The sequence below is a fragment of the Mycolicibacterium gilvum genome (assembly GCF_900454025.1).
Lineage (GTDB): Bacteria > Actinomycetota > Actinomycetes > Mycobacteriales > Mycobacteriaceae > Mycobacterium > Mycobacterium gilvum.
This window is the reverse complement of record NZ_UGQM01000001.1, coordinates 323,904-350,709: the sequence shown is the minus strand read 5'-3', so window position 1 is coordinate 350,709 and position 26,806 is coordinate 323,904. Positions and strand designations below refer to the sequence as shown.

Annotated in this window: 23 protein-coding genes; 7 read left to right on the top strand and 16 right to left on the bottom strand. The window is 64.6% G+C overall.

Going from position 1 to position 26,806, the window contains the following annotated elements:
• Positions 1-5: 5 nt before the first annotated feature.
• The 6 genes from DYE23_RS01590 to DYE23_RS01565 form a co-directional block, all read right to left on the bottom strand.
• Positions 6-1,442: an aldehyde dehydrogenase family protein gene (locus DYE23_RS01590; protein WP_115326317.1), complete on the bottom strand. Its 1,437-nt coding sequence runs from the start codon at positions 1,440-1,442 to the stop codon at positions 6-8.
• On the bottom strand, positions 1,439-2,245 hold the full coding sequence (locus DYE23_RS01585; RefSeq protein ID WP_083152503.1) for an SDR family oxidoreductase: 807 nt from the start codon (positions 2,243-2,245) through the stop codon (positions 1,439-1,441). The genes DYE23_RS01590 and DYE23_RS01585 overlap by 4 nt, the downstream gene beginning before the upstream one ends.
• 4 nt (positions 2,246-2,249) lie before the next feature.
• Positions 2,250-3,431 (bottom strand): amidohydrolase family protein, encoded by a 1,182-nt coding sequence (locus tag DYE23_RS01580; RefSeq protein WP_218566973.1) that lies wholly within the window; start codon positions 3,429-3,431, stop codon positions 2,250-2,252.
• A gap of 86 nt (positions 3,432-3,517) precedes the next feature.
• A complete protein-coding gene (locus DYE23_RS01575) occupies positions 3,518-5,644 on the bottom strand; it encodes an acetate--CoA ligase family protein (protein ID WP_115326316.1) in 2,127 nt (708 codons plus the stop codon).
• Positions 5,637-6,836, bottom strand: a complete 1,200-nt coding sequence (locus tag DYE23_RS01570) for a cytochrome P450 (RefSeq protein ID WP_235660301.1) — start codon at positions 6,834-6,836, stop codon at positions 5,637-5,639. Before DYE23_RS01570 ends, DYE23_RS01575 begins: the two co-directional genes overlap by 8 nt.
• Before the next feature lie 50 nt (positions 6,837-6,886).
• Positions 6,887-7,336 carry a nuclear transport factor 2 family protein gene (locus tag DYE23_RS01565; protein ID WP_235660300.1) on the bottom strand — a complete coding sequence of 150 codons (450 nt, stop codon included), beginning with the start codon at positions 7,334-7,336 and terminating at the stop codon, positions 6,887-6,889.
• 186 nt (positions 7,337-7,522) lie between these two features.
• On the opposite strand from DYE23_RS01565, the gene DYE23_RS01560 reads away from it, so the two are divergent.
• Positions 7,523-8,647 (top strand): acyl-CoA dehydrogenase family protein, encoded by a 1,125-nt coding sequence (locus DYE23_RS01560; protein ID WP_083157649.1) that lies wholly within the window; start codon positions 7,523-7,525, stop codon positions 8,645-8,647.
• A 10-nt stretch (positions 8,648-8,657) separates the two neighbouring features.
• Here DYE23_RS01560 and DYE23_RS01555 read toward each other — a convergent pair whose 3' ends face one another.
• Genes DYE23_RS01555 through DYE23_RS01530 form a run of 6 tightly spaced genes read right to left on the bottom strand, consistent with a single transcriptional unit; the run spans position 8,658 to position 13,812 of the window.
• On the bottom strand, positions 8,658-9,401 hold the full coding sequence (locus DYE23_RS01555) for an SDR family NAD(P)-dependent oxidoreductase (protein WP_115326315.1): 744 nt from the start codon (positions 9,399-9,401) through the stop codon (positions 8,658-8,660).
• A 3-nt stretch (positions 9,402-9,404) separates the two neighbouring features.
• Positions 9,405-9,827 carry a MaoC family dehydratase gene (locus DYE23_RS01550; RefSeq protein ID WP_083157641.1) on the bottom strand — a complete coding sequence of 141 codons (423 nt, stop codon included), beginning with the start codon at positions 9,825-9,827 and terminating at the stop codon, positions 9,405-9,407.
• Positions 9,824-10,330 carry an FAS1-like dehydratase domain-containing protein gene (locus DYE23_RS01545; RefSeq protein WP_083157640.1) on the bottom strand — a complete coding sequence of 169 codons (507 nt, stop codon included), beginning with the start codon at positions 10,328-10,330 and terminating at the stop codon, positions 9,824-9,826. Before DYE23_RS01545 ends, DYE23_RS01550 begins: the two co-directional genes overlap by 4 nt.
• Positions 10,327-11,589 carry an acyl-CoA dehydrogenase family protein gene (locus DYE23_RS01540; protein WP_115326314.1) on the bottom strand — a complete coding sequence of 421 codons (1,263 nt, stop codon included), beginning with the start codon at positions 11,587-11,589 and terminating at the stop codon, positions 10,327-10,329. The genes DYE23_RS01545 and DYE23_RS01540 overlap by 4 nt, the downstream gene beginning before the upstream one ends.
• A complete protein-coding gene (locus DYE23_RS01535) occupies positions 11,586-12,554 on the bottom strand; it encodes a hydroxymethylglutaryl-CoA lyase (protein ID WP_234810334.1) in 969 nt (322 codons plus the stop codon). The genes DYE23_RS01540 and DYE23_RS01535 overlap by 4 nt, the downstream gene beginning before the upstream one ends.
• A gap of 19 nt (positions 12,555-12,573) precedes the next feature.
• Entirely contained in the window at positions 12,574-13,812 is a 1,239-nt protein-coding gene (locus DYE23_RS01530; protein WP_115326313.1) for a CaiB/BaiF CoA transferase family protein, read from the bottom strand.
• 248 nt (positions 13,813-14,060) lie between these two features.
• On the opposite strand from DYE23_RS01530, the gene DYE23_RS01525 reads away from it, so the two are divergent.
• Positions 14,061-15,446 carry a TetR-type transcription factor C-terminal domain-containing protein gene (locus DYE23_RS01525; RefSeq protein WP_235660299.1) on the top strand — a complete coding sequence of 462 codons (1,386 nt, stop codon included), beginning with the start codon at positions 14,061-14,063 and terminating at the stop codon, positions 15,444-15,446.
• Here DYE23_RS01525 and DYE23_RS01520 read toward each other — a convergent pair.
• Positions 15,443-16,585: an acyl-CoA dehydrogenase family protein gene (locus tag DYE23_RS01520; protein WP_115326311.1), complete on the bottom strand. Its 1,143-nt coding sequence runs from the start codon at positions 16,583-16,585 to the stop codon at positions 15,443-15,445. The two genes, DYE23_RS01525 and DYE23_RS01520, sit on opposite strands and share 4 nt — an antisense overlap.
• Positions 16,586-16,734: 149 nt before the next feature.
• On the opposite strand from DYE23_RS01520, the gene DYE23_RS01515 reads away from it, so the two are divergent.
• The 3 genes from DYE23_RS01515 to DYE23_RS01505 all read left to right on the top strand — a co-directional run bounded on the left by DYE23_RS01515 (position 16,735) and on the right by DYE23_RS01505 (position 21,149).
• Complete coding sequence (locus tag DYE23_RS01515; RefSeq protein ID WP_115326310.1) at positions 16,735-18,192, top strand: zinc ribbon domain-containing protein; 1,458 nt, start codon at positions 16,735-16,737, stop codon at positions 18,190-18,192.
• Position 18,193: 1 nt separating this feature from the next.
• Positions 18,194-19,405, top strand: coding sequence for an acetyl-CoA acetyltransferase (locus DYE23_RS01510; RefSeq protein WP_115326309.1), 1,212 nt, complete (start codon positions 18,194-18,196; stop codon positions 19,403-19,405).
• Positions 19,406-19,757: 352 nt separating this feature from the next.
• Entirely contained in the window at positions 19,758-21,149 is a 1,392-nt protein-coding gene (locus DYE23_RS01505; RefSeq protein ID WP_435404777.1) for an ISNCY family transposase, read from the top strand.
• An 87-nt stretch (positions 21,150-21,236) separates the two neighbouring features.
• On the opposite strand, the gene DYE23_RS01500 is transcribed toward DYE23_RS01505, so the two are convergent.
• Entirely contained in the window at positions 21,237-22,481 is a 1,245-nt protein-coding gene (locus DYE23_RS01500; RefSeq protein WP_115326308.1) for a cytochrome P450, read from the bottom strand.
• A 94-nt stretch (positions 22,482-22,575) separates the two neighbouring features.
• Positions 22,576-23,460 (bottom strand): FAD-dependent oxidoreductase, encoded by an 885-nt coding sequence (locus DYE23_RS01495; protein ID WP_235660298.1) that lies wholly within the window; start codon positions 23,458-23,460, stop codon positions 22,576-22,578.
• A gap of 109 nt (positions 23,461-23,569) precedes the next feature.
• On the opposite strand from DYE23_RS01495, the gene DYE23_RS01490 reads away from it, so the two are divergent.
• Positions 23,570-24,798 (top strand): IS3 family transposase gene (locus DYE23_RS01490; protein WP_115326306.1). Its coding sequence is split into 2 segments (ribosomal slippage): positions 23,570-23,882 and positions 23,882-24,798, totalling 1,230 coding nucleotides; the frame shifts between segments, so codons are not numbered across the junction.
• A gap of 211 nt (positions 24,799-25,009) precedes the next feature.
• Here the strand turns inward: DYE23_RS01490 and DYE23_RS01485 are convergent.
• Complete coding sequence (locus DYE23_RS01485; protein WP_234810329.1) at positions 25,010-25,840, bottom strand: TnsA-like heteromeric transposase endonuclease subunit; 831 nt, start codon at positions 25,838-25,840, stop codon at positions 25,010-25,012.
• A gap of 316 nt (positions 25,841-26,156) precedes the next feature.
• Between DYE23_RS01485 and lysE the strand changes: the two genes are divergently transcribed.
• A complete protein-coding gene (gene lysE, locus DYE23_RS01480; RefSeq protein ID WP_115326305.1) occupies positions 26,157-26,765 on the top strand; it encodes an L-lysine exporter in 609 nt (202 codons plus the stop codon).
• Positions 26,766-26,806: the final 41 nt, after the last annotated feature.

The window sequence follows — 26,806 nt, the reverse complement described above, 5'->3', positions numbered from 1 at the left end:
TCCCGTCACGATTCCACCGGCGCGCCCTGCACCGACTTCAGCTCGTAGAACTCCAGCAGTCCGTACAGGCCGAGCTCCCGACCATTGCCGGACTGTTTGTAGCCGCCGAACGGGGCCAGCATGTTGAAAAAAGAGCCGTTGATGTCCACCGCGCCGGTGCGCATCCGGCGCGCGACGCGAAGCGCCCGGTCGTGATCGGCCGACCACACCGCACCGGCGAGGCCGTACTCGGTGTCGTTGGCGATTTCGACGGCATCGTCTTCGGTGTCGTAGGGCAGGATCGACAGCACCGGCCCGAAAATCTCCTCCCGGGCAATACGCATGTCTTGACGCACGTTTGAAAACGCGGTGGGTGTGACGAAGAACCCTGGAGGCACGTCTGTCGGCTCGTCGAGCCCGCCATAGATGAGGTCTGCGCCCTCAGCGATGCCGACGCGGATGTAGTCGCGCACCCTGTCGCGTTGCGCGGCCGACGCCAGCGGCCCCATCGTCGTGGACGACTCCAGTGGATCCCCGAGTGTGTAGGTGGCCAGTCGGGCGCGGACGAGATCCTCCACCTGGGTGAGCTGTGTTCGGGGAACGAGCATGCGGGTCAGCGCGGTGCAGGTTTGGCCGGTGTTGGTGAAGCAGTTGGCCACCCCGACCTTGACTGCTTGAGCCAGGTCCGCGTCGTCGAGAATGATGTTGGCCGACTTGCCGCCGAGTTCCAAGGCCACTCGTTTGACCGTGCGTGCCGCAACTTCCCCGATTCGCCGACCCGCCGCTGTCGAACCGGTGAATGTCACCATGTCGACATCGGGGTGGGCAACGAGTTCTTCGCCCACGGTGTCCCCGCGTCCCGACACCAAGTTGAAAACTCCGGGCGGCAGCCCGATCTCGTCGATGATGTCGGCAACCACGAACGCGCTGAGCGGCGCGACTTCTGAGGGTTTGAGCACTACGGTGCAACCGGTCGCCAAGGCTGCAGCCACCTTGCCCAACACCTGCTGCAGCGGGTAATTCCACGCCGTGATCGCGGCGACGACGCCGATCGGTTCCCGCAGTACCAGCGAGTCACCGATGCGTTCTTGGAGCTCGAATCTGTACATGAGGTCCCGGTAACTCTCCAGCACACGGCGCGGTAGCCCGACCTGCACCGCCGTCGACACCCGCAGCGGTGTGCCGACCTCGCAGCTGATCAGCCGGGTCAGTTCGTCGTTGCGCTCGTCGACCTTCTTCGCCAGCAGCGTCAGGTATTGCAGTCGATGGTCGACGGTCGTCTGCGACCACGCCGGAAATGCCGCGCGCGCGGCCGCCACGGCGTCCGCTACCTCGTGGGGCGTGCTATCGGGAACCCGGCCCATGACGGCACCGGTGATGGCTGACTCGACCTCAATGACACCGCCCGCGGAACGCCGCCAGCTTCCCCCGATGTAGACCTCGTCGCGGTCGTGGATGCTCATGACGCCAGCCCCGGAGTCTTGGCATGTAGCTTGCGCATTTTGGCGATCCATTCGTCGTAGTCGGCGGCCTTGCCGCGGAAGTACTTCTCCACCTGCGGGTGGGTGAGAATGAGGAATTGTTCCTTTCTCATCCCGTCAATGACGCAGTCGGCCGCTTCCTCGGCGGTGATCGCGCCGGCCACCGCGAACCACTCTCCCTGTGCGCCGCGCAGCATCGCAGTTCGCACGCCTTCGGCGACGATGCAGGACACCCGAATGCCGTTGCCCCCGTAGTGGATCGACAGCCATTCGGTCAGTCCGAGAACGGCGTGCTTGCTGGTTGCGTAGGGAGCGTTGCCGAGCGCGGTCAAAAGGCCTGCCGCGGAGGCATTCTGGATGAGATAGCCAGATCCCCGCTCAACCATGTGTGGCAGTACCGCCCGTGCTGCGTAGACCTGCGGCATGACGTTGACATCCCATACCCGTTGCCACGCCTGGTTGGAGGCCCACGGGTTGCCCCGCTCGTGCAATGGTGTCACGCCGTCGTGCGGTTCGCCCCAGAGCACTCCGGCGTTGGATACGAAGACATCGATGCGGCCATGTTCGGCGATGGCGGCGTGGACGAGATCGATTACTTGCGCTTCGTCAGAGACATCGGTGACAACACCTAAGCCGCCGATCTCGTCGGCCACGCGTGCAGTCCCCGGCGCGTCGATGTCGGCGACGACCACCGCGGCGCCGACTGCGGCAAACCGCCGACACATGGCCTCCCCCATGCCGGCGGCACCACCGGTGACGACAATGACTTTGCCTGCTGGTTCCACCGGCCTAGGCCAGCTTCGTCAGTTTCGCCGCGTTGTCCCACATGACCTTGCGTTCGGAGACGGGATCGTTGAGCTCGGCGGCCACCTTCTCGTACTGGCGCGGCTCGGCCAGGCCCTCCGGGTGCGGATAATCCGAGCCGAACAGCACCTGGTCGACACCCAGATGCTTGACCACCTCCAGGAGATTGTCCTCCCAGAACGGGGCCACCCACACATGCTCGCGGAACTGCTCAACGGGATCCGAGGCGAAGTAGCCGGGGCGTTGGAACCCGGCACGGTTGAGCCCGGAAATCGAAAGCGGCAGGAACTCCGCTCCGTTCTCCACCGAGGCGATCTTCAGCTGCGGGAAACGCTCGAAGAGCTTGTCGCACGTCACCGCGGCCAGGTAGTTGGCGATCGCCCGCTCGTGTCCGACGGCGATCTGCAGCGGGGAGGCGATCTCGCCGATGATGTTGGTGCGGTGTTCGACGTACTTGTCGAGGCCGGCGCCGCCGACCTCGCCGACGTGTACGACCGTGATGGCCTCGGCTTCCTGCAGACGGGCCCAGATCGGGTCGAAGATCTGGTCACCGGGAGAACGCCACCCTCCGTCGGTGTAGGTAGCCTGCGCGCGCACCACGAAGATGCGAGCACCGTTGGCCAGCCCGTGTTCGACCTCGTCGATCGCCGCGGGGATATCCGCGAACGTCAGGTAGGGCGAACTGAAGATGCGGTCCTGGTAGTTGTAGCCCCAGTCATCGAGCAGCCAGCGATTGAAGGCTTTGAACGCCTGTGCGGCGGCAGGTGGGTCGTACTGCAGCCCCTCTTCGTAGCCCATCGCAAGCGACGGCAGCATCCACACCGCCTGCAGGCCCTGCTCGTCGATCTTGGCCAGCCGGTCGTCACGGTTGCGGTAATGGCCCGGAATCGGTTCACGGTCGGACAGGATGTCGATAAGTGAACGCTTCTGCGGATTGCCGCGGAAGTAGTCCGTCATCGCCCCCGGCTTGACGATGGGGTCGAAGGTGGGATTGGTCACGGTGCGGTCGATCTTGCCGCCGACGATCTGGCGGGTGCGGCCGTCGATGACCGCGGTCTGTACGGTGCGCTCGCGCCACGCCTTGGGGCAGTGCCGGGTGAAGGCGTCGAGAGGTTCGTAGTAGTGCTGGTCGACGTCCAGCACGGGGAGACGGTCGGTGCCAATCACGTGGTCCTCCAAAGGTTGACGGGTCTTAGGGATGCGTACCGCAGCGCGCCGCACTAGCCGAATTGTTCGCTTCTCGTCTTCTAAATCTACTCAGAATTTGGTATTCGTACAAGGGTCGGCGTGGGTGTTCGAACGCACAAAGCGTCGACAATCGTGCCGCCGCTCTTGTCGACGATTGCGGGGTTGACCTCGATCTCTGCCAAGCCCTGCTCGGTGAGCAGAGCAGCCATCCGATTCAGCGTGTCGCCGATCCATGATTCATCTACCGGCTCGCTGCCACGGAATCCGAAAAGCAATTCGGCTAGCCGCAGCCGGGTCAGCGCCTTGTGCAACGTGTCTGGATCGCACGGCAGCGGGACATGCTCCACGTCACGGTGCACCTCCACGGCAGCGCCGCCGATCCCCACGGTGCCGAACACCCCGAGATCGTCAGCCGTGCGCACGGTCAGGATCAGCTCCACTCCGGCGGTCACCATTTTCTGCACGAGCCAGGTCGGGTCCGGGACCTCACGGCGAGCCGCCATCCGCGCCACCGCCTGCCCGACCTGGTCGGCGTTGGACAGGTTGATCGCGACGAGACCAAGCTCGGTGCGGTGCGTGATGTCCTCATCGGCGGACTTCACGACCACGGGGTAGCCGAGCTCCTCAGCCGCACGTGGTGCAGACGAGCTGTCGCACAATGTCATCGGCGCGACGTCCAGGCCGTAGTCGGCCAACAGGTGCAGTGCTTGGGCGCCGCCGACCGTGATCGCATGACCGGCCGGCTCGCCGTCCGGGGCGGGGTCGGGTTCCAGCACTCGCTCCGGTCCGAGGAGCGCGCGGACCAGTCGGCCGAGATCCGAGGGGCTCTGGGCCACCAGCACCCCAGCCGCGCGCAGCTCTTTGATGTAGGGGTCGACGGCGCGCCCCCCGTACCACAGCACGATGCACGGCTTGCCGGTGTCGTGGCCCACCGCCAGGATGTCGGCGACGCTTTGAGCGTTCCACCCTCGCGCTCCCATCGGCAGCGGCACGCACACCGCCTCGATTGCAGGATCTGCGGCCACCGCGGCCAGGTAGCCGCCGAACTGCGCGGGCATAGAGCCCGGGCCGACATCGAGCGGGTTGGGGATGGCGGCGAAGCTGGGCAACAGCTCTTTGAGCCGTTCGATCGTCGACCCTCCCAGCGGGGGAAATGCCACCCCGGCACTGGCCAGCTGCTCGGTGGCCAACACCGCCATGCCTCCGGAGTAGGCGACCATGCCCCACCTGCGCGGGAACTGCCGGTGCCGTGGGGCGCTCATCGCCCCCAGTACCCACAAGTCGTCGGGGTCGTCGACCACAGTCACATCAAGCGCCCGCAGCAGCGCCAGCTCGAGCGCTCCGCGGCCGATGATCTTGCCGGTATGACTGGCCGCGGCCTGTTCGCCGGCCGCGGTACGGCCGCCGAGATAGGTGATCAGCCGCTTGCCGGCGGCATGCAACTCACGCACCGCGGCAGCAAAACGCCGGCCGTCGCGGATCGATTCCAGGTACAGCGCGACGGTGTGAACCTCCGGCAGCCCCGCGAAATACGACACGAAGTCAGGGATGTCCATGTCCCGTTGATTGCCGGTGCTGACGATGTGGGAGATTCCCACACCGGCGTCGCGGGCCCTCTCCACGACGGTGCTGCCGATCGCACCGCTCTGCGCGATCACCGCGATTCCGCCGGCGGCGATGGGGACGCCTTCGGTGAGTACGGAGGTCATGCTCATGGCAAGCCCGGTCCGGACGTTGACCAGTCCGGTGCTGTTCGGGCCCACGATTCGAATTGCGTTGTCGCGGGCGAAGTCCAGCAGGGAGCGCTCCAGTTCGTGGCCGGCCACACCCATGTCGGCGAATCCAGCGGTCAAGATCAATGCTTGTCGCGCCCCGACCTCGGCACATTCAGCCAATACTGCTTGCACGGCCGCGGCCGGCACCGCGATGACCACAACGTCAGGAACCGTGGGAAGGTCACGAAGCGACGGAAACGCCGGAACACCGTCGACGGACGTTGCCGTGGGGTGGATCACGGCGACCTCACCGGTGTAGCCGTAGACCTTGAGGTGTTCGAGGACGGCTCGCCCGCCCGCCTTGTAAGCCGTACCGATGCTGGTCGAGACGCCGACGATGGCGACCGAGGCCGGCTCGAGGAAGCGCTTCGCGACGTCAGCGCGCGGGCGGGCGGTGGTTGCCAGTGCCTCAGTCACGCCATGTCCTGAACGGCAATGTGATCAAGCTGCGCGTCTGGCCGCCATAGGCGGCAAGCTGAGCGTGCTCGGGAATGGAGAATTTCGGGATCTTCCGGAAGATCTCCTCAAAGGCGATGTTCAGCTCGAGCCGTGCCAGGTGCGAACCGACGCAGCGGTGATTTCCGGCGCCGAAGATCATCGACTTGTCGGCGTGCCGGTCGATCAGGATCTGGTCGGCGTCAGGGTAGGCGTCTTCGTCGCGATGTGCCGAGGCCAGCGGGATGACCACACGGTCGCCGGGGTGTAATTCGACCCCGTTGATGGCGGTTTCTTCGGTGACGGTGCGGCTGCCGTGAACGATCGGTTCATAACGCAGAAGTTCCTCGATCGCCGCGGGAATCAATGACGGATCGGCAGCGAGGCGGTCTTGGAGATCCGGTCGACGAGCCAGATGCAGGAAGCTGAATCCAATTGCGGTGGAGACGGTGTCCAGTCCGGCCAGCACCATCACGTAGGCGAAGTTGAGGATTTCGCGGTAGTCGAGCTTGCGGGCGCCCGGCATCTCCGCGGTCGTCAGATAAGAAATGATGTCCTCACCAGGATTGGCGAGGCGTTCATCGAGCAAGGCGCGGAGGAAGTTGTTGAGCGCCTTACCGGCCTGCAGACGCGCGGTGGTCTGGGCCTCGACATCGCCGTGCTCAACACCGTTGGTCGTGGTGTGCAGAATGGTACTGGCCCAGCTGCACAACTGATCACGTTGGGCCACATCGAAATCCAGCCCGACCAACCGGAGGAACACCGAACTCGGGTAGGGCTCGGCGAATTCGGTCATGAAGTCGAATTCGCGTTTGGCGACCATGGTGTCGACCAGCTCAGCCGCGTAACGGCGCACCTCGTCGGCGATGTGCTCGATGGCCTTGGGCCGGAACAACGGATCGATGATCGTGCGATAGCGGCGATGTTCGGGGGGATCGACTTCCAGCGGGATCAGCGCACGGGTGTGACCGGGCGTCGGCGGGGTGTCAGCCGGCCATGACGAGAACACCTGGGCATTGAGCAGGACCGCGGATATGTCCTCGTACTTCGTGATCACGTAGAACCCACCGTAGTTATCGGTGTGCGCCACTGGACATTTGGCCCGAAGTGCCGTGTAGTCCGCATGCGGGTCCAGCGCGAACTGCGGGTCGTAGTGGTCATAGTCGTGACCCAACGCCTCTAGCGCAGTGCAACGGCCAGGGTGTGTACCGGGTTGTTGATCGCTCACGTGAGCTCACCTCGATTCGTTTGGCAAGTGTTGGACAGGGACGGGCCAGGCGCCGCTGGGGCCAAGTCGGAGCCGGCCGGTTGGCGGCAGAGCTCAGCCAGGGCGCCCGGCTCCTTGTAGTGCACGTCGACGCGCACGATCTTGGCGTCCCGCAGCCGGTAGATGTCGACGCACTCGACGGGCATGCTGCGCCCGGTACGCCGCGAAGTGAACGTGGCGTGTACCACGACAGCGACCCAGTCGTCAGTCCCGGCGATCTCCGGGGGTTCCAGCGTTACCCGGAAATCCCGGCTCACCGCCGCCAGCATCCGCTGGAATCCGTCGACGCCGATGTAGTCACCACCGAACGGCAGGCTGGGCGCCTCGGAGAAGACGTTCGTGGGGTCGAGCAACGCCGCGCAGGCGTCGACGTCTCCGGTGCGCAAGCCCTCGGTGAATCTGCGCACGATGTCTACGTTGTGCGGTCCAGGCACCGACAGCCCCCTTCCTGGATCGCTCCGCTTGTGGACACGCAAGTGTCTATTTGATTCTTTTTCTACACAGATTTTGGTAGTTCGTCAACGGTCAGCGCACTCCCAGACCATCAACAGTCTGTGTTAAATTAGATTGTCGCCGAGCACGGGAGAAGATTGTTGACATTCGCTCCGACCGAGGAACAGCGCCAACTGCAGCAGCTGGTCCGTAAGTTTTGTGAGGCCAAGTCGCCCGTCGCCGAGGTGCGACGGTTGATGGACACCGAGGCGGGCTTCGACCCTGCGGTGTGGCACCAGCTTGGCAGCGAGTTGGGCCTGCAATCGCTGGCGATCCCGGAGCGCTTCGGCGGCGCCGGCTTTTCCCTGGTCGAGTTGTGCTTGGCGATGGAGGAAATGGGCCGCGCACTGCTGTGCGCGCCGTTCCTGTCATCGATTGTGTTGGGCGCCAATGTAATACTCGTCGGCGGTACCGAAGACAATCGTGAGCGGCTACTTCCCGCCATCGCCTCCGGTGACCTACGCGCCGCGCTGGCCTTCGCCGAGCGCACCGACGCCTGGGCGCCGTACGACATAGCTACCGAGGCCATCGTCGATGGCGCGCAGTATCGGCTGCACGGCGCCAAGACCCTCGTTGTCGACGGCCATACCGCCCAGCTGATCATCGTGTCCGCGCGACGCCCCGGTACCGGGGCGGTCTCCTTGTTCACCGTGGACGCGTCCAACGCCGAGGGTCTGCGGCGCACGTCATTGCCGACGCTGGACCAGACCCGCAAGCTGGCCGAACTGCGCTTCGAGGGGACACCGGCACAGCTGCTGGGCGGCCCAGATGATGACGGGGCGGCCGCGTTGCGGCGCACCTTGCAGCGGGCGGCGGTGTGTCTGGCCGCTGAGCAGCTCGGCGGCGCGGCGCACTGTCTGGACGCCTCGGTCGAGTACGCGAAGATGCGCACACAATTCGGTCGGCCCATCGGCTCCTTCCAGGCGATCAAGCACCGGTGCGCCGACATGCTGCTCGACGTCGAATCGGCCCGCTCCGCGGCTTACTCTGCGATGGCCTCCGCTGCCGACGACACCGATGTGGCGCTGGCGTCGTCGCTGGCCCACGCGTATTGCTCGGAGGTCTTCTCGCGGTCGGCCGGCGCCATGGTCCAGATCCACGGCGGCGTCGGCTATACCTGGGAACACGACGCGCACCTGTACCTGAAACGGGCCAAGGCCTCCGAGGCGCTGTTGGGTGGTATCGACTATCACCGCGACGTGGTGGCCGCATCGATGAACCTGTGAATTGGCCGCGTCAGACCGAGTATCCGCCGTCGACCCGAAGGGTCTGTCCGGTGACATAGGCCGAGCGGGTCCCGGCAAGAAAGGCCACCACGTCGGCGAGTTCCTCGGCCGACCCGAATCGGCGCATCGGAATCGCACGGCGCGCGGCCTCGAGGGCCTCTTGGTGGTAGTCGCCGCTGTCGATCAGGTCGTCTAGCACCCCGGTCGCGATCACCCCGACCCCTACACAGTTGGCGCGCACACCGTTCTTGCCTTCCTCGGCGGCGATGGCTCGCACCAGCTGTTCGACGGCGCCCTTGGGTGCCGCCGATAGCAGGTCGCGGGTGGCATAGCGCAGCAGTGCGGTAGTCACCAGGGCCACCATCGAGCCCCGGCTGACCCGCAGCCGCTCGATCGCGGGTTGCAGCAGGTTGAAACATGCCGCGGCGTCCGCCGCGAGCTGGTGAGCGAACTCCTGAGGTGTGATTTGGGCGGTGTAGCGCATCGGAATCGACGGTCCGGCGGCATAGATGACGGTGTCCAGCCTCGGCAGCGCGCGGACCAAAGCGGCGGTCGCCTCAATGTCGGTGAGGTCCACCTGGTGCGCCCACGCCGTGGCGCCAAGTTCTCGCACGGCCTCGGCCGTGCGCTCGGCGGCCTCGACGTTGTGCCGGTAGGTCAGCGCGACGTCGAAGCCATCCCGGGCCAGCGCCTGGCAGATGGCTGATCCGATGCCACCGCTACCACCGGCAACCAGGGCCAATCGTTCACCCATGTGCTACCGGCGTTCCTGCAGCCGCGCGTAGCCCGCCATGACCGGCTCACCGTCCTGGTTTACTGTCGACACGTCCAGTTCCACGATGCGCAACCCACCTTCGTCCGGGTCCTCGGTCGCGGTGACCGTGGCGGTCGCGGTGAGAGTGTCGCCGGGCCACACCTGCCGCCGGAAACGCACACCGAGACCTGTGAGCTCACCGTCCTCGATCCAGTCGGTGATGACCTTGGCCGTCAGGCCCATGGTGAGCTGGCCGTGGGCGATGACGCTGGGATAGCCAGCCGCTTTCGTGGCGTAGACCTCGTCGGTGTGCAACGGGTTGTAATCGCCCGACGCGCCGGCGTACATGACGATCTGGGTTCGGGATAGGTCCTCGACCACCGTTGCGTCGCGCCGGTCGCCGACTGACAATTCGGCGAGCTTCATTGGTCTACCGCCCGCTCGGTGACCACCCGCACCCGCCGAGCCGTCACGGCGAGTTCTCCGCGCTGGTTGACGAAGCGGGTGATCTCCTCGGAGAACCGCAATGTTCCGCCACGTGCACTCTGCTTCTCCCAAGTTTTGCCGGCTTCCCGCGAGACGGTCAGGACGTCACCGGGACGCAGCGGAACGTGGAATTCGTAATGCTGCTCGGCATGCAAGCTGGTGCCACCCCCGGAGGAGGCGGGGACGAAGCCGGGTCCGCGACCCGAGCCGTTCCACTCGGCGCCTGGCCTTGGGCGGTAGGGCCACTCGGGATCGAACTGCGCCGCGGCGGCCACGAACGTCGGAGGGGCGACCAGTCCGCCACGTCGGCGCGTGCTCTCGTGGTCCTCATCGAAGTAGACCGGATTGTCGTCGCCCAACGCCCGCGCGAACATCAGGATGTGCCCGCGCTCCACGGGAAACCGGAAACTCTGCGCCTCCTGGGCTGACGCATCGTCAGTCATGAGCGCTGCCCTTCGGGCACTCGGGGCTCGCGGGGCAACCCCAGTACGTGCTCGCCGATGATGTTTCGTTGCACCTCACTGGTACCGGCGTAGATGGTGCCGGAATGCGCCACCAGAAATGTGTCCTGCCACGGGTCCAGGGCATAGTCAGGGCCCGCCGGCCGCACCATTGCGGCAGGACCTGCGATCTCCAAGGCAAGCGCCCCGAGCCGCAGGTGGTATTCGCTCCACGCCAGCTTCCACGTCGACATCTGCGCTCCTGGCTGCACGCCGGCGGCGACCTCTGCCACGGTCCGCTGCCAACTACTGCGCAAAATGGTGACCTGGGTCTTGGCCCAGGCCAGCTCGCGGCGCACGAGAGGGTCGCGATGCCGCCCTTGTCGTCGGGCGAACTCCACCAGCTGTTCGAGTTCACGTTCGCGAGCCGCCAGCACCATGGTGGTCGCGCGTCCGGCTCCGCCGCGCTCGAATCCCAGGGTGGACTGCACGACCTGCCATCCCTGCCCGAGCCCGCCGATCACCCCTGACAAAGGTGCCGTGGTGTTGTCGAAGAAGATCTCGGCAAACTCCGCAGCACCGGTGATCTGCCGGATGGGGCGGACTTCGATGCCGTTGTGTCCGGGGGTGAACTCGGTGATCGCATAGGACAGTCCGCGGTGCTTCGAGGCCGTGGGGTCGGTGCGGCACAGGACGAAAATCATGTTTGCGGTGTTGAAGCGGGAGGTCCACACCTTCTGCCCGCTGATCAAGAGATGATCACCCTCCACGACCGCGCGGGTCCGCACCGAGGCCAAGTCCGATCCCGATTCGGGCTCAGAGAATCCCTGGCAGTACCGGTGCTCGCCGGAAATGATCCGCGGCAGGTAATACGCCTTCTGTTCCGCGGTGCCGTGCAGGATGATCGAGGGACCGACCATCGACTCCCCCTGCACGCGGTCGATACGCGGGACTCCGGCTCGATAGAACTCTTCGTCAAGAATCGTCATCTGTGGCGCATCCCAGCCGCGTCCCCCGTACTCGGTGGGCCACGCGGGACAAATCAGCCGCGCCTGCGCACACCGCTGCTCCCACTCTTGGAACAAGGGGTGGCTGTGTGCGCCGGCGAGCTCGGATTCGCTTTGCCGGCTGCTCACCGAACCGGGCAGGTCGGCCCGAAGCCGCCAATCGATCAGATCTGCCAGTCCAACCGGAGCGTTGTCGGCGACCCAATCGCGCAACCGTGCCCGCAACTCCTCAACGGGCACCTCAAGGCCGGTCATCGGGCCACCGCCGCGGGTTCACCGTCCCCTGGTGGGACCTGAGCGCATCCAGCCAACGCTTGCACGGTGCGCGATACGCACGGCTTGCCGAGCTGTCCGGCCATCCACAGGCTGACCGACACAAGCTCGCCGAGGTCGACACCCGTGTCTATGCCCAGACCTTCCAACATCCACACCAGGTCTTCGGTGGCCAGGTTTCCGGCCGAACTCTCCGCGAACGGGCACCCCCCGAGGCCGCCTGCCGAGCTGTCGATGGTGCTGATTCCCGATTGCAGCGCCACCAGCACGTTGGCCAGAGCCTGTCCGTAGGTGTCGTGGAAATGCACCGCGATCGAGCCCACATCGATGCCCGCAGACACTACGGCCTCGATGAGCGCCTTGACCTGGCCGGGCGTGCCGACACCGATCGTGTCGCCCAGCGCCAACTGCGTGCAGCCCAGGTCCATCATTCGGGTGGCGACGTCGACCACCTGCGCGATCGGCACTGTTCCTTCCCAGGGGTCTCCGCAGCACATTGACACGTAGCCGCGCACACCGGCCCCGGCCTCGCGCGCCCGCGCCACCACCGGGGCGAACATCGCCAACGACTCGTCGATGGTGCGGCCCAGGTTGCGCCGCGAGAACGTTTCGGTCGCGCTGCCGAACACGGCGATATCACGCACACCGCGACTGAACGCTCGATCCAGCCCACTGACCGTCGGCACGAGCACCGGGTAGCGTCGGCCGGCATCGAGGTCCAAGGCGTCGACGACCGCTTCGGCGTCGGCGAGTTGCGGCACCCGCGCGGGGTGTACGAAGCCGGCTGCCTCGATGGTGCGCAGTCCGGCGGCGCCGAGCCGTTCAATGAACTCGACCTTGACAGGGGTTGGGATGACGCCCTTTTCGTTCTGCAGGCCATCCCGGGGACCCACCTCGTAGATCGTCACCCGTTCCGGCAGGCCGGTGGCGGGCACCCGGCTTGGCATACGCATTACCATGGGGGCCTCACACCACGCCACGGTTGTGCAGTGCTGCAACGTCGTCGGCGCTGTAGCCGATCTCGGCGAGCACCTCGTTGGTGTGTTCGCCCAGCGCGGGCGCCGGGCGCGTGATGTCGAAGGGTTGACCGCTGACCGGGGCCGGCCAGCCGGTGCTCGTGTAGGGACCGGCCACCGGATGTTGGGAATGATGAACGATCTCGCGGGCAGCCAGGTGGGCGTCGGTCAGGGTGTCGGTCTTAGAGTTTGCCGGACACAACGGGATGTCGTACATCCGCGCGGTGTCCATCCATTCCGCGGCGGTGCGGGAGCGGAAGACAGGAATCAGTTCGTCGAGCAGGTCGGCTTTACCGCCGTCAGCGAAGTCGACCGCGAACGTCTTGTTCTGCACGTCGAGTAGGTCGTCGCGATCGATCGCCCGGCAGAAGTTGTCCCAGAACTTGTGCTCGATGGCGGCGAGCAGCACGATCTTGTCGTCCTTGGTTTGGTAGTAGGTGTACTTCGGGCGACGACGCGGATCCAGGCCGACCGGTGGCGGAGGGTTTCGCCGGTCGGTAATCCGGTCCCTGTTCCAGGCGATCACCGCATCCAGGCTTTGATTGGCCAACACCGCGTCGGCTCCTGCGGCATCGATGTAGCACCCCTGGCCCGTCTTGTCGCGATGGCGCAGCGCCGCGGCTGCGGTGAGGGCCGCGTAAAGCGCAGTCGACAAGGGTCCGTCAATCGAACCGGGGAAGTACAGGCCTTCAGGGTCAACGACCTCGGTGACGACACCGTCATCGGAGACCCGAAACTCGGACTGACCGGCCACCGCACCCATCATGTACCCGTGCACCGGGATCTGGCTGTAGCTCCCGCGTGTCCCGAAACCATTGGCCTGGCAGTAGATGATGGAGGGCTTGACAGCGCGCTGCGCGTCGTAGCCGATGCCGAGTTTGTCGCACGCGTCGCCGGCGAATCCATCGACGAAAATGTCGGCCGTCCGGAGAAGTTCGAAGAAGATCGTGCGGCCCTCATCGTTACGAAGGTTCACCTCGACGCTGCGCTTGTTGCGGTTGCAGAAGAGGTGAAAGACGCTGTTCTGGTCGGTGATGCGGTCGCCGAGTTCACGCAGATAATCACCGGTCCCCGGCCGCTCGATCTTGATGACGTCGGCGCCGAGGTCCCCGAGCAGCCTGCTGGTCTGGTCGCCGGTGGGCAGCATGGCGCACTCGAGCACCCGAATGCCCTCCAACAGCTTGATCATGTGCTTCAACACTCCCTTCCGGCGCCGTGAACCACGCGCAGCTGAGTATTCTAACCTAATTCAGATTAGGGTCAATGTCCAGGGGGTATTGTGAGGCTCCGGCCGGTGCCGCTGGCCCGTCGCGGAGAAACCGCAGCATGCGGTGACTCTCACAGTGCACCTGTCTGCTGTATCGACCAAAACTCACATAGAATCAACAATCGTGCAGAAGACCGGAGTTCGGGACAAACGGAGCGTGAGGTGCACTGATGGCTAACAAGCGCGTCCGCCCCGGCAAGAAGGGCGTGGCGACTCGGGCGCGGATTCTCGATTCGGCCGCCCTCACGTTCCGCAACAAAGGGTATGCCGGCACCCGGCTGTCTGACGTCGCCGCGGCCGCGAACACCCAAGCCGGCAGCCTGTACTATCACTTTCCCTCGCGAGAGGAACTCGTCGAAGAGGTCCTGAGGGTCGGCCAAGAACGCACCAGCGGCTTCGTGCGGCGACGCGTCGCCGCCCTTCCTGACGACGCGTCCGCCCTCGACCGGCTTCGTGAAGCCATCTCCGCGCACCTTGACACCGTCCTGGAAATTGGCGACTACACCGCGGCGACAATCCGAATAATCGGCCAAGTTCCCGACGAAATTCGCAAGCGCCGAATCCACGAACAGCGCGAATACGGAGAATTCTGGCGATCACTTGTCAACGCCACTCAAGGCACGGACGATATCCGCACAGACCTCAACAGTTCGGCGATGCGGATGCTGCTGCTCGGCGCGATGAACTCCGTGCCCGAGTGGTTCCGACCCCGCGCCGATGGAATGTCCACGACCGAGCTCAAAGCGCAATTCGATTCGCTGTTCCTCGAAGGCCTCGCCGTACATCGCCAGGCGACCCGGTCGATTGACAACAACCTGGCCGCCATCGCCGTCGCGGAGGAGGAGGTCCTTCGCGCAAGTCGAGCCGACGACACCAAGTCCGAGGGTGCCCAACGAATCCTTGATGCGGCCGCCAAGGTCTTCCGGGAAAAGGGTTACGCCGGCGCCCGGCTGGCCGATGTCGCGGCAGCTGCTGGGATCCAGACGGGCAGCATGTACTACTACTTCAAGTCCCGTGAGCACCTTGTGGTCGAAATGGTGCTGGTCGCCTGGAAACGCACTGATAATCTGGCCCGCCTGAGCGTCGACGCACTCCCCGCCGACGCCACGGCGCTGGATCGATTATCCACCGCAATGGCCGCCCATCTGCTGTCTGTGCTGCGAAACACCATGTACACCTCGGCCCTCGTGCGCATCCTCGGTCATATCCCCGACACCGTCCGCGACCAGACCGTCAACCACCAGCGTGCCTATCTGGAGTATTGGCACGGCCTCATCGAGGACGCCATCGCCTCCGGTGAGATCAGGAAGAACACCGACTCCTCGGTCACCACGATGTTGATCACAGGTGCGTTGAACTGGGCGGTCGAGTGGTACCACCCTGACGGTAACCTGAGCCCCGAAGAGTTGGCGCGCCAGGTTGCGACTTTGGTGTTCGACGGAGTCACCAAAGTCCCCGCCGAACGACAAAGCCTCCAGGGCTCGTCGACAGCAGCTGATCGGCAGAAGCGTGCACCGCGGTCAACCGCGGCGTCCAGGAAGTCGAAGGTCCGCTAGAGGCCCAGGTCGCGTCCGACGATGTCCTTCATGATCTCGGTGGTGCCCCCAAAGATGGTCTGGATCCGGGCGTCGACGTAGTCTTTGGCCACCCTGTACTCGTTCATGTAGCCGTACCCACCGTGCAGTTGGACGCAGGCGTCGACGACCTTCTTCGCAAGCTCAGTGCACCACCATTTCGCCTTCGCGGCCTGCACCGCGGTCAGTTCGTCGTCCACTACGGCGCGCAGACACCGGTCGATGTACTGCTCGGCGATGTCCAACTCGGTGTCCAGTTCGGCGAGCACGAACCGGTTGTGTTGGAAGCTGCCGATCGGCTGCCCAAACGCCTTGCGGTCCTTGGCGTATTCGAGTGTCTGCCGCCATGTTTCGCGCGCACCGGCAACCGCGCCGACCGCTATGGACAGCCGCTCCGAGGGTAGGTTGTGCATCAGGTGGTAGAAACCGCGATTCGGCTCGCCCAGCAGGTTGCGGCCGGGGATCCGCACACTGTCGAAGTGCAACTCGGCAGTGTCCTGGGCGTGTTGACCCATCTTGTCCAGTTTGCGCCCGCGGCTGAAACCCTCCATACCGCGCTCGACGACCAACAACGAGAACCCTTGATGACCCGCGTCGGGATCGGTGCGGGCCACCACGATGACCACATCGGAGTTAACCCCGGCTGAGATGAATGTCTTGGAGCCGTTGAGAATCCAGTCATCGCCGTCACGCGTGGCAGTAGTTCGGATACCGGCCAGGTCGCTACCCGCCCCGGGCTCACTCATCGCGATCGCACCGATGATCTCGCCGGTGATGTAGCCGGGCAGCCAGCGAGCCTGCTGCTCCTCGTTGGCCAACGATTTCAGGTACGGGGCGACGATGTCGTTCTGCAAACTCAGCGCCGGAGTCACGGAGCCGAACTTCGCCAACTCCTCCACGATCACCGCATTGAACCGAAAATCATCCGATCCGCCGCCGCCGAACCGCTCGGGCAGATTGAATCCGATGAGCCCGTACTTGCCGGCCTCTACGTAGGCGGCGCGATCCACGAGACGTTGCTGTTCCCATTTCTGGGCCTGTGGGGCCACAACAGACTCGATGTACTGTCGCGCTGTTTCGCGCAACTGTTCGTGTTCGGGTTCAAAAACCAGTCGCTTCATCGGTATGCCTTTCCAACGGGTTGTCGTCTCCGGACCGCCGCTCTGGGCGTTGCACCGATCACGGCTTCGGCCGTGAGTTCTTCTCGGCACTCGTCCGTCCCGCGGCGCTCGATTGAAATCTAACCAGAATCAGATTAGATTGCATATTCATGCCGTCTCAACGAAGCAGCGCCGCGACGGGTGTCGTGGCCTGCGCGGCCTACCTTCCGTTTCATCGTCTGCAGCTGAGCGAGATCGGATCGGTGCTCGGTGGTGCTCAACCCCCCGGCACCCGGTCGGTGGCCTCCTACGACGAGGACACCACCTCGATGGCCGTCGAGGCCGCGCGCGCTGTTCTGCGTGGCCTTCCGCCGGAATCGATGCCGCCGCGGGTGTACTTCGCCACGACCGATCCGGCATATCTCGACAAGACCAATGCCGCAGTCATTCACGCCGCCCTCAACTTGCCTCGCAGCACCTTGGCGGTCGATCTCGGTGGGGCACCACGCTCAGCGCTGGGTGCGCTTCTGGCCGCTGCCGACAGCCCCGAGGGTGCTCTGGCCGTCTTGGCGGACATGCGCACCGGCCTTCCCGGGAGCGCCGACGAACGACACGGCGGTGATGCCGCCGCGGCGGTTCTGTTCGGTCCCGGTACTGCCGAGGCTCCGATACTGGCTGAACTGATCACCAGCGCGTCGGTTACCGAGGAGTTTCTCGATCGCTGGCGCGTCCCGGGAGCACCGACGTCGCGGGTATGGGAAGAGCGGTTCGGGGAGCATGTCTACGTCCCGTTGGCCATGGATTCGTTTGCGGCCGCACTTAAACAGGCCGATCTGACCCCTGATGGTGTCGATCACCTGGTCGTGTGCGGCCTGTCGCCTCGGGCGAACCGACAGTTCGCGGGCGCCAGCGGTGTCCCACGCGGGGCCCTCAGCTCGGATTTGACTTCAGCGATCGGCAACCCGGGAACCGCCCAACCCGGTGTACTTCTCGCCGACGTGCTCGAACGCGCGCAACCCGATCAAGTGATCGCGCTCACTGTGCTGGCCGACGGTGCTTCGACATTGATCCTGCGCACCACCGACGCACTTGACGGCCATCAACACACGGCACCGACGGTCGCCGATCAGATTGCGGCGGCCGACGACTCACTCAGTTACGGCACCTTCCTGACCTGGCGCGGCATGCTGCGTCGCGAACCGCCCCGCAGGCCCGAACCCGAGGCGCCCGCCGGACCGCCCAGTCATCGATCCGAGCAATGGAAGTACGGCTTCGTAGGTTCTCGCTGCGAAGAATGCGGCACCGTTCACCTACCGCCGGTACGGGTGTGCTACCAGTGCGGCTCTGCTGATCGTATGCATCGCCAACCGATGGCCGACACGGCGGCGCGGGTGGCGACGTACACGATCGACCGGCTCGCCTACACCCCCAGCCCGCCGATGATCGCGGTGGTCGTCGACTTCGATGGCGGCGGACGTTTTCGCTGCGAACTGACCGACAGCTCTGCGGAGGTGTCGATCGGAGGCTGGGTCGAAATGACCTTTCGACGGCTGACCACATCGGGAGGCGGGGTCCATAACTACTTCTGGAAAGCCCGCCCGGCCCGCCGCAAGACCGAGGAGAGCTGACATGGCTACACACGGAATCTGTGACCGCGTGGCGATCATCGCGATGGGCTGCACCGACTTTGGGGAGCATTGGGACCGCTCGGTCGATGACTTGGTGATCGATGCGGTGAACTGCACGACCGCAAGTGCCGGGGTGGCGCTGCACGATATCGACGCGTTCTGGCTCGGGACCTACACCTCGGGCCTGTCAGGACTGAGCCTGAGTCGCCCCCTGCGGTTGCACGGCAAGCCGGTGAGCCGCGTGGAGAACATGTGCACCACCGGCTCGGAGGCGCTGCGCAACGCCTCCTACGCCGTAGCCAGTGGCGCCTACGACATGGCGATGGCGGTCGGCGTCGAAAAACTCAAGGACTCAGGCTTCTCCGGACTGCTGCGCCCCTCGATACCCTCTGACGGCACCGGCGGCACCCTCGGAACAACCAGTGCGCCAGCAAATTTCAGCCTGCTTGGTCCGGCGTACGCGAAGAAGTACGGGGTCGACCCCGGCGAGCTCAAGGAAGTCATCACTCGCATTGCCTGGAAAAACCACCACAACGGTGCCCGCAACCCGCGCGCGCAATTCCGCAAAGAGGTCTCCACAGAGACGATCTCATGCTCCCCGTTGGTCGCCGGACAACTCGGCGTGTTCGACTGCTCGGGTGTATCTGACGGCGCCGCCGCCGCTATCGTCGTTCGAGCCGAAGACGCCCATCGATACACCGACAAACCGCTGTTCATCAAGGCGCTCTCACTGGTCTCCGGGGCCGCCGACGGCAATGTCGACCCCGGCTACGACTTCACGACGTTCCCGGAGGTGGTTGCCTCGGCGCAGAACGCCTACGCCGAAGCCGAGATAACGGACCCGCCGTCCGAGATCGCGATGGCCGAGGTACATGACTGCTTCACCATCACCGAGCCGGTACTGATGGAGGATCTCGGCTTCGCCGAGCGGGGCACCGCCTGGAAGGCAGTACTAGCGGGCACTTTCGACCTCGACGGAAGTTTACCGGTCAATCCCGACGGTGGGCTCAAGGCCTTCGGACACCCTGTGGGCGCCAGTGGGCTGCGGATGATCTTCGAATGCTGGCTGCAGCTTCGCGGCGAAGCCCCTGAGGACAGACGGATTCACACAGTCGCCCCCGGCAGAACCATCGGCCTCACCCACAACCTCGGTGGAGGCCCCGGTGAATGTGTCTCGTTTGTGTCCCTCGTCGGCACGGAACCTAACTCCTAAGCCTGAGCTTCGCGGCTCACCGAGACATCTCGCACGGCAACCACGCCATCGGATCCCACCTGACCGTGACCGAACCGCCAGAACTGGTCGATCTGGATCAATGAACGTCACGGGCACGACCGCGCGGTGGCGGAGTCAGACCAGCTGCGCTGGGCGGCTACCCAAACCGCGGGCGGTGAGGGCAAACGTCGCCGACACAAGCACGAGCTGTCGTCGACGAGTGAAATCGGCGACGCCGCTGGGGGCTAACTACTTCGACCTGAAAAAGTCGGGGCGTGGCGGTCCCTGAGCTGGTGTTTGTTCGGCGCGATGGTGGCCTCGAACCCTTGGGCAAGAAGGGATCGAAGCCATCGTGCTCAGAACTGTAAATGACCAGTTGTCGTTGTGGGATGCAATCCTGCCGCCGGAGCTGTTGGTGTTGCCCGGCGAGTTGGCCCGGGTAGACGCGCTGCTGGACGATCCGGTGTTCTTCGCGCCGTTCACGCCGTTCTTCGATCCGCGGATCGGGCGGCCGTCAGTGCCGATGGAAACGTACCTGCGGATGATGTTCCTGAAGTTCCGCTACCGGCTGGGCTTCGAGTCACTGTGCCGCGAGGTGGGGGATTCGATTTCCTGGCAACGCTTCTGTCGTATCCCGTTCGGGACGCGGGTGCCGCATCCGACCACGTTGATGAAGCTGACCAGCCGATGCGGGGAGGCCGCGGTCGCCGGACTCAATGACGCGTTGGTGATCAAGGCGGCCGACGCGAAGCTGATCCGGACCGACAAGGTCCGCGCCGACACCACGGTGGTCGAGGCCGCGGTGGCCTATCCGACCGATTCGGGCTTGTTGGCCAAGGCCGTGGGTGGGATCGCGAAGACGGTGAAGCGGATTCAGGCCGCTGGCGGAGCGACCCGCACACGGGTCCGTGATCGCAGCCGGTCAGCAGGTCAGCGAGCCCGGTCGATCGACGCGAAACTACGGCTACGCGGTGCGGCAGCCCGCGAGGAGGGCCAGGCAGCCGTGCTGCGGATCACCGGCCAGCTGGCCGACCTCGCCGATGCGGCGATCGCTGACGCCGACGTGGTGATCCGCAATGCTCGCAGGGGTTTACGGCAGGCGACGGGCCGACGCCGCGGTCGACTGCAGCGGGCGATCAACGACCTGAGCACCCTGCTCCAGCGTGCCGAGCAGGTGGTGGCTCGGACCCGCAGCCGGCTGGCCGGGGTGGTGCCGGATTCGGCTAGTCGCATCGTGAGCTTCCACGATGTCGATGCCCGTCCGATCCGCAAGGGCCGGCTCGGCAAGCCGGTGGAATTCGGCTACAAAGCCCAGGTCGTCGACAACGCCGACGGGATCATCCTCGACCACAGCGTGCACGTCGGAAACCCTCCGGACGCCCACCAGCTGGCGCCGGCGATCGCCCGTATCACCGAGCGGACCGGGCGGACCCCCACCGCGGTGACCGCCGACCGCGGCTACGGCTACGCCTCGGTCGAGAACGATCTGCACGAGATCGGGGTGCGCCGGGTGGCCATCCCCCGAGCCAGTAGACCCGGCGCCGCCCGGCGGGAGTTCGAACATCGAAAAGCATTCCGCACCAAGATCAAATGGCGAACCGGATGCGAAGGCCGGATCAACCACCTCAAACGCAGCTACGGATGGAACCGCTCCGAATTAACCACACTGACCGGAGCCCGCACCTGGTGCGGACACGGAGTCTTCGCCCACAACCTGGTCAAGATCAGCGCCCTGGCCGGGTGACAACCAGTTCCCCACCCGAGCGGCCCATTCGAAACAGGACCAGCCAGAGGCCGCACTGGCCATCAACCCTTTTTCAGGTCGAAGTAACTAACGCGCGATGCGCACTGGGAGGCTCACCGGACCGCGGGCGATTGAAACGCGGTAGGTGGGCTTGAAATCGGCGGGTATCTCAAACACGCTCAGGGCGCAGATCGCCCGAATCATCGCTTTCACTTCGCGTCGGGCAAGGTGGTTGCCCAGGCAGCGGTGGATCCCCGCGCCGAAGGCCACGTGGGATGCGGCATTGGCCCGCTGGAAGTCGAGGTGGTCGGGGTTCGGGAACTGCGCGGGGTCACGGTTGGCGGCGGCCCAGTTGATCACGATCCGATCGCCTGCATGCATTGGGCAGCCACTCATCTCGACATCCTTCGTCAGGGTACGGCCCGCTGCGGTGACCGGCGTTTCAAGACGCAAGAACTCGTCAGCCGCGCGGTCCAGCAGTTGCTCACCGCCGTCGATGAGCGTTTGTCTCACTTCGGGTTGCTGGGCGACGCTGAGCGCGATGCTGGCAAGACCGCCCATCGTGGTCTCCATACCCGCCATGATCATGAGGTTGAGAGTTTCCATTCGCTGCCGCTCGTCGAGTTCGAGCCCGTCTGACCCGTCGAGGCCGAGATGGGCGATTACACCGGGCATGTCGTCCCGGCGACCTTCCTGTCGCCGCCTTTCAAGTAATTCGGCATCCCACATCAATAGTCGCGGCGCCAATTCCAGTGCTCGTTCCGGCGCAGAAATGAGCTCTTGGAGAGTCTCGATGATCCAATCGAGCTCATCTTCTTTCTGACCGAGGAACCCGACAAAGAACACCAGCGGAGGTAGACGCTGGGTGAACTCGGCGATGAAGTCGACCGTGCCGTCACCCGCAGCAGCGATCGCCAGGCATCGATCGATAAGGCCGTTGACGATGTCCTTGATCTCGTCTTCCCGTGCCTGTAACGCGTCTGGGGTAAAGAACGGATTGAGCACCTTGCGGATGTCTCGGTGCAACGGGGGGTCGGTTTCGAGAGGGATCATGCGCAAGATGTCGAGATTGAACTGGACCGGCGATGCGCCCTGGGCACTCGAGAATGCCCGCCAGTTGGTCGCCGCGGCCATGACGTCTGCGTAATCGTTGATGAACCAGTATCCGGAGTCCGAATCGCTCCACGGTTGATCACTCCAGCCCACCGGGCAACGTTCACGGAGATCGTTGACCTTGGGCCAGAAGTCGGCCACCAACTCCGGATCCAGGATGTGGAACTGGCTCGGTTCGATGCGAGACGAGGCGGCGGTTCGCTCGGTGGAACTGGTCATGGCGGACTCCTTCGGGCGAGGGAACTCCCGCGCCACTTGGGGGCGGTGTATGTCCAAATTTTAACATGAATCTAAGCAGAATTAGGTGAAAAAATTAGATCTTGCGGGCGAGTTCGAAGGCCTGACGGGTGGCAAAGGAGATCCGCCGGGGCGCGTACGCGTCGCCAAGTACGTGGAGCGAGGGTACGCGGCCGGCGAGATCGTCATAGAGCCCCGCGTCGGAGACACCACCACAGGCCAGCACCACCGAGTCGAAGTCGCAGACCGAACTGGGTGCGCCCGAATGGATGTTCCGCAGCATCAAACGATCGGTTTCGACACAGACAAGTCGTTGGCAGACCGTAATCTCCGCGCCTGCGCGGGAAAGTTTGGCAAGCGGGGCGCCGATCGAATATGGGCCGACAAGCGGAGCAATCGACGGTGAGGCATAAATGAGTCGGACCTGTTTGCCGAGATCTGCAAGAAAGCCGGCGATGGTCAGCGGCTGCATGTGGTCTTCCATCGCGATGACGACCACTCGGTTGCCGACGTCGACCTTGCCGTCCAATACGTCGCGTCCCTCAATGATGTGCGGCAAGTCGATGCCGGGCACGGTGGGCCGCCGCGGCATCGCCCCCGTCGCCACAGCGACGACCGTGAAGCCCGCGGCCAGGATGCGCTCGGAAGTGGCGGTGTATCCGGTCTGGATTGTCACGTTGAGCCGTTCGAGCTGGCGCCGCTGGAAGTTAAGATATTGCAGGTACGAAGATTGGTTCTCGGCGGCACGGGCGGCCGTGCGGACCTGACCTCCGAGTTCAGCTTCACGTTCCCAGAGACTCACGGAATGACCCTTCGCCGCCAGTAGTGCGGCCAGTTCCAACCCGGCGGGCCCACCGCCGGCGACGAGTACCGACTGCGGTCCAGCGGCCGGAGCGGGCTCGGGTTCTGTTTCGCGCCCGACTCCGGGGTTGACTGAACACCCGAATCGCAACCCCTCCACGGTGACTCGGTGGATGCAGTCATTGGTCCCGATGCAGGGGACTTGACCCCGTGTGTTGGACACGCTCAATCCCAGGAATGTGCTGGGGGAAGCGAGATGATCCAACCCGATGGCAAGGAAAAATTACCCCGATGAGTTCAAGCGTGACGCGGTCGCGCTCTACCGGGACACCGAGGGCGCGACGATCGCCCAGATCGCTGCCGAGCTCGGTGTCAGCGAGGCCACGCTCTCGGCGTGGTGCAAGTCGGCCGGGGTGCCGATTCGGCACCGCCGCGGTGTCGTAGTGGCCGAGCCTGTGCCAGGGGCCGAGAGCCCTGAGCAGGAGCTGGCCCGCCTCCGCAGTGAGGTCAAGGCGTTACGCGCCACCGAGGCGCGGTTGTCCACCGAGCGTGACATCTTGCGGTCGGCGGCCAAATATTTCGCCGGGGAGACGAACTGGTGAGCCGCTTTCAGTTTGTCGCCGACCACCTGCACGCCTTCGAGGTGAAGTGGCTCTGCGCAGTCGTCGAGGTTGCGCGTTCGTCGTTCTACGCGTGGTTGGCCGGTGCTGACGGACGAGCGGCCCGTCGGGCTGCTGACGAGGCGCTGGCCGAGCGTATCCGCGCCGTCCACGACGAGGACAACACCTACGGGGCGCCGCGGATCACCGCCGAGCTCAACGACGGTGCGCCCGAGGGGCAGCGGGTCAACCACAAGCGGGTGGCTCGGGTGATGCGCGGCGCCGGGATCGCCGGTTATCGACGCCGACGTCGGGTCAAGACGACCGTGGCGGACCCGGCGAACCAGAAGGTCCCCGACCTGCTCAAACGGGATTTCACCGCCGCGCAGGTCAACACCCGTTACGTCGGCGACATCACCTACTTGCCATTGGCGACCGGCGCCAACCTGTACCTGGCCACCGTGATCGACTGCTGTTCACGGCGGGTCGCCGGGTGGGCGATCGCCGATCACATGCGCACCGAACTGGTCATCGATGCGCTCAAAGCCGCTGCTGCACTGCGGGGTTCACTGGCTGGTGCAATATTCCATGCAGATCATGGAAGTCAGTACACCTTACGGGATTTCGCGAATCTCTGCCGCGATCTGGGGGTCGTCCAGTCGATGGGTGCGGTGGGGTCAAGTGCCGATAACGCGTTGGCCGAATCGTTCAACGCCGCCCTCAAGCGCGAGATTCTGCAAGACCGTGCCTGCTGGCCGGACGCGGCGATCTGCCGCCGTGAGGTCTTTCGGTGGCTGGCCCGCTACAACACCACACGACGGCACTCCTACTGCCGTCATTCCAGCCCCGCGACCTACGAAAGGAACCTGACACCGGCTACGCTGCCCGAAGCCGCATAACCACAAATCCCGTGTCCACTACATGGGGGCAAGGCCCGGACACGATCAGACATCAACAACTCATGGATAGACAAGCGACGCAGGACGTTACCGCGCACCGTTTTCGCGAGTACTTCCAAACAGCCACCGAGGACATGCATATCGACGATCTCGTGCACGCTGCCTTCATAGGTGAAGCGAGTACCGACACGCACAGGTGTCGATGCACCCGTCATCGCGGTAACCCCAATACGCTCGAGGGTCGAAGCGGCTGGTCGAGGTCAACCCAGAACTCTTGAGTCCACAATGCGTGCAGCAGTGCACTACGCATCACCGGCAGCGCAACCGCCGTACCAATCACCGACTCCGCATCATCAATCCGCCGGCCAACCAAATCATCCCGACGGCAACGTATCTGGTCGAGCGCGTCCGTCGAGATGTATCGCTTGCGGCGGTACCCGGCAAGAAATCGCACGTTTCCCAGCAGGACTGCCGGTTGTTCGCTGACCACCCGATAGTCCCAACCCAGGGATCCGATAACCTCGCGAGTCCAAGAGCACAGCACCTGAATCTTCGGATTTCCGTCAAGACGTTCCCTGCGGACCACATCAACGGCGACCAACCCAGCCGTGGTGCGCCACAGGAAATCCGGAATGTGGCGTCGCAGTCGACCATTCACCACCGCTTGCAACAGGAACGGCTGAGCAGCGATCTCGAGCACCGAGACATCGAAATCCGCCATCAACAGCGACGACAGTTCCAACCGTGACTCGTAGATAACATGGTTGTCTTCAGTGGCGGCCCAATAGCTGCCCGAGTAATGACGCTGCCCTTTGTACCAGCCAAACGTCCGCCACGGAATCGCGGCAAACAATGCCGCCTCCGACACCTCAACCGCCGCGAAACGCTCAGTTTCACCGTTCGCGAGGCGCAGATCGATGGTCGCCGTCGAGATATCCACCTCAACGGAACCGGGCACTTTCCAGTGTTGCGGCGTCAGTCCGTCCGCCGACGACCGCTCAGCGGCCGTGGCTGCGATAGATGAACCATCCCATGCCAACATTTGACTGCTCCGCCACCGAGGGCGTCCAAGAAGCGTGCGCCTCCAGCCGGGGACAAAGCAATAGCAAAAAGGAATTCCGGCCGCGCAGATCCATGTAGCGGCGACGCTCGGACACTCAAAAGTCATATGATTTGCCATACAGATGGCGGATCCGCCAACTGCCGCCATCTCAAATGGCAAGCCGCCATCGAGAATGGCAATCTACAGCAGCAGCGCACCGGACCGGTCACGTGGACACGACGAGATAAGAATTGCTTACTCACCTGAAGAATCATTAGCTGTACTGCTGGTCGACAGCCTCCTAGCGTCGACACTCGTGAGCACCGCCTACCTCGTCGTCCTCAGCGGCTTCGCCAGCTCGCTGGCGCTGATCGCCGCCATCGGTGCGCAGAACGCGTTCGTTCTGCGCCAGGGCATCCGGGGCGAGCACGTGCTGCCGGTCGTGGCGCTGTGCGCGGTGTCCGATCTCGTGCTGATCGCCGCCGGGATCGCCGGTGTCGGTGCGCTGATCGCCGCCCACCCCGACATCGTCACCGTGACCCGGTACGGGGGCGCGGCCTTCCTGATCGGTTACGGCCTGTTCGCGGCGCGGCGGGCGGTCCGGCCCGACGTCCTGATCCCCACCGACGCCGCACCCGCCCGCCTGACCGCGGTGCTCGCCACCTGCCTGGCGCTGACATTCCTCAACCCTCACGTCTACCTCGACACGGTCGTCCTGCTCGGGATGCTCGCCAACGAACATCAGGACAGCCGCTGGCTCTTCGGCGTCGGGGCCGTCACCGCCAGCGCGGTGTGGTTCGCCGCGCTCGGATTCGGCGCCACGCGGGTGCGCCACTGGTTCGCCTCGGCCCGGACGTGGCGCCTGCTCGACGCCGCGATCGCGGTCGTCATGATCGCGCTCGGCGTGTCGCTGCTGATTCGGTGAGCCCGCACGAGTATCGCGATGTAACGCCAGGGGTTAGCCTC

Coding starts and splice junctions, on each gene's coding strand:
- DYE23_RS01485 (WP_234810329.1), bottom strand. CDS start 25,840: ATGTTGGCATGGGATGGTTCATCTATCGCAGCCACGGCCGCTGAGCGG.
- DYE23_RS01530 (WP_115326313.1), bottom strand. CDS start 13,812: ATGATCAAGCTGTTGGAGGGCATTCGGGTGCTCGAGTGCGCCATGCTG.
- DYE23_RS01525 (WP_235660299.1), top strand. CDS start 14,061: ATGGCTAACAAGCGCGTCCGCCCCGGCAAGAAGGGCGTGGCGACTCGG.
- DYE23_RS01590 (WP_115326317.1), bottom strand. CDS start 1,442: ATGAGCATCCACGACCGCGACGAGGTCTACATCGGGGGAAGCTGGCGG.
- DYE23_RS01515 (WP_115326310.1), top strand. CDS start 16,735: ATGCCGTCTCAACGAAGCAGCGCCGCGACGGGTGTCGTGGCCTGCGCG.
- DYE23_RS01510 (WP_115326309.1), top strand. CDS start 18,194: ATGGCTACACACGGAATCTGTGACCGCGTGGCGATCATCGCGATGGGC.
- DYE23_RS01540 (WP_115326314.1), bottom strand. CDS start 11,589: ATGACCGGCCTTGAGGTGCCCGTTGAGGAGTTGCGGGCACGGTTGCGC.
- DYE23_RS01535 (WP_234810334.1), bottom strand. CDS start 12,554: ATGCCAAGCCGGGTGCCCGCCACCGGCCTGCCGGAACGGGTGACGATC.
- DYE23_RS01550 (WP_083157641.1), bottom strand. CDS start 9,827: ATGAAGCTCGCCGAATTGTCAGTCGGCGACCGGCGCGACGCAACGGTG.
- DYE23_RS01500 (WP_115326308.1), bottom strand. CDS start 22,481: ATGACCAGTTCCACCGAGCGAACCGCCGCCTCGTCTCGCATCGAACCG.
- DYE23_RS01545 (WP_083157640.1), bottom strand. CDS start 10,330: ATGACTGACGATGCGTCAGCCCAGGAGGCGCAGAGTTTCCGGTTTCCC.
- DYE23_RS01555 (WP_115326315.1), bottom strand. CDS start 9,401: ATGGGTGAACGATTGGCCCTGGTTGCCGGTGGTAGCGGTGGCATCGGA.
- DYE23_RS01520 (WP_115326311.1), bottom strand. CDS start 16,585: ATGAAGCGACTGGTTTTTGAACCCGAACACGAACAGTTGCGCGAAACA.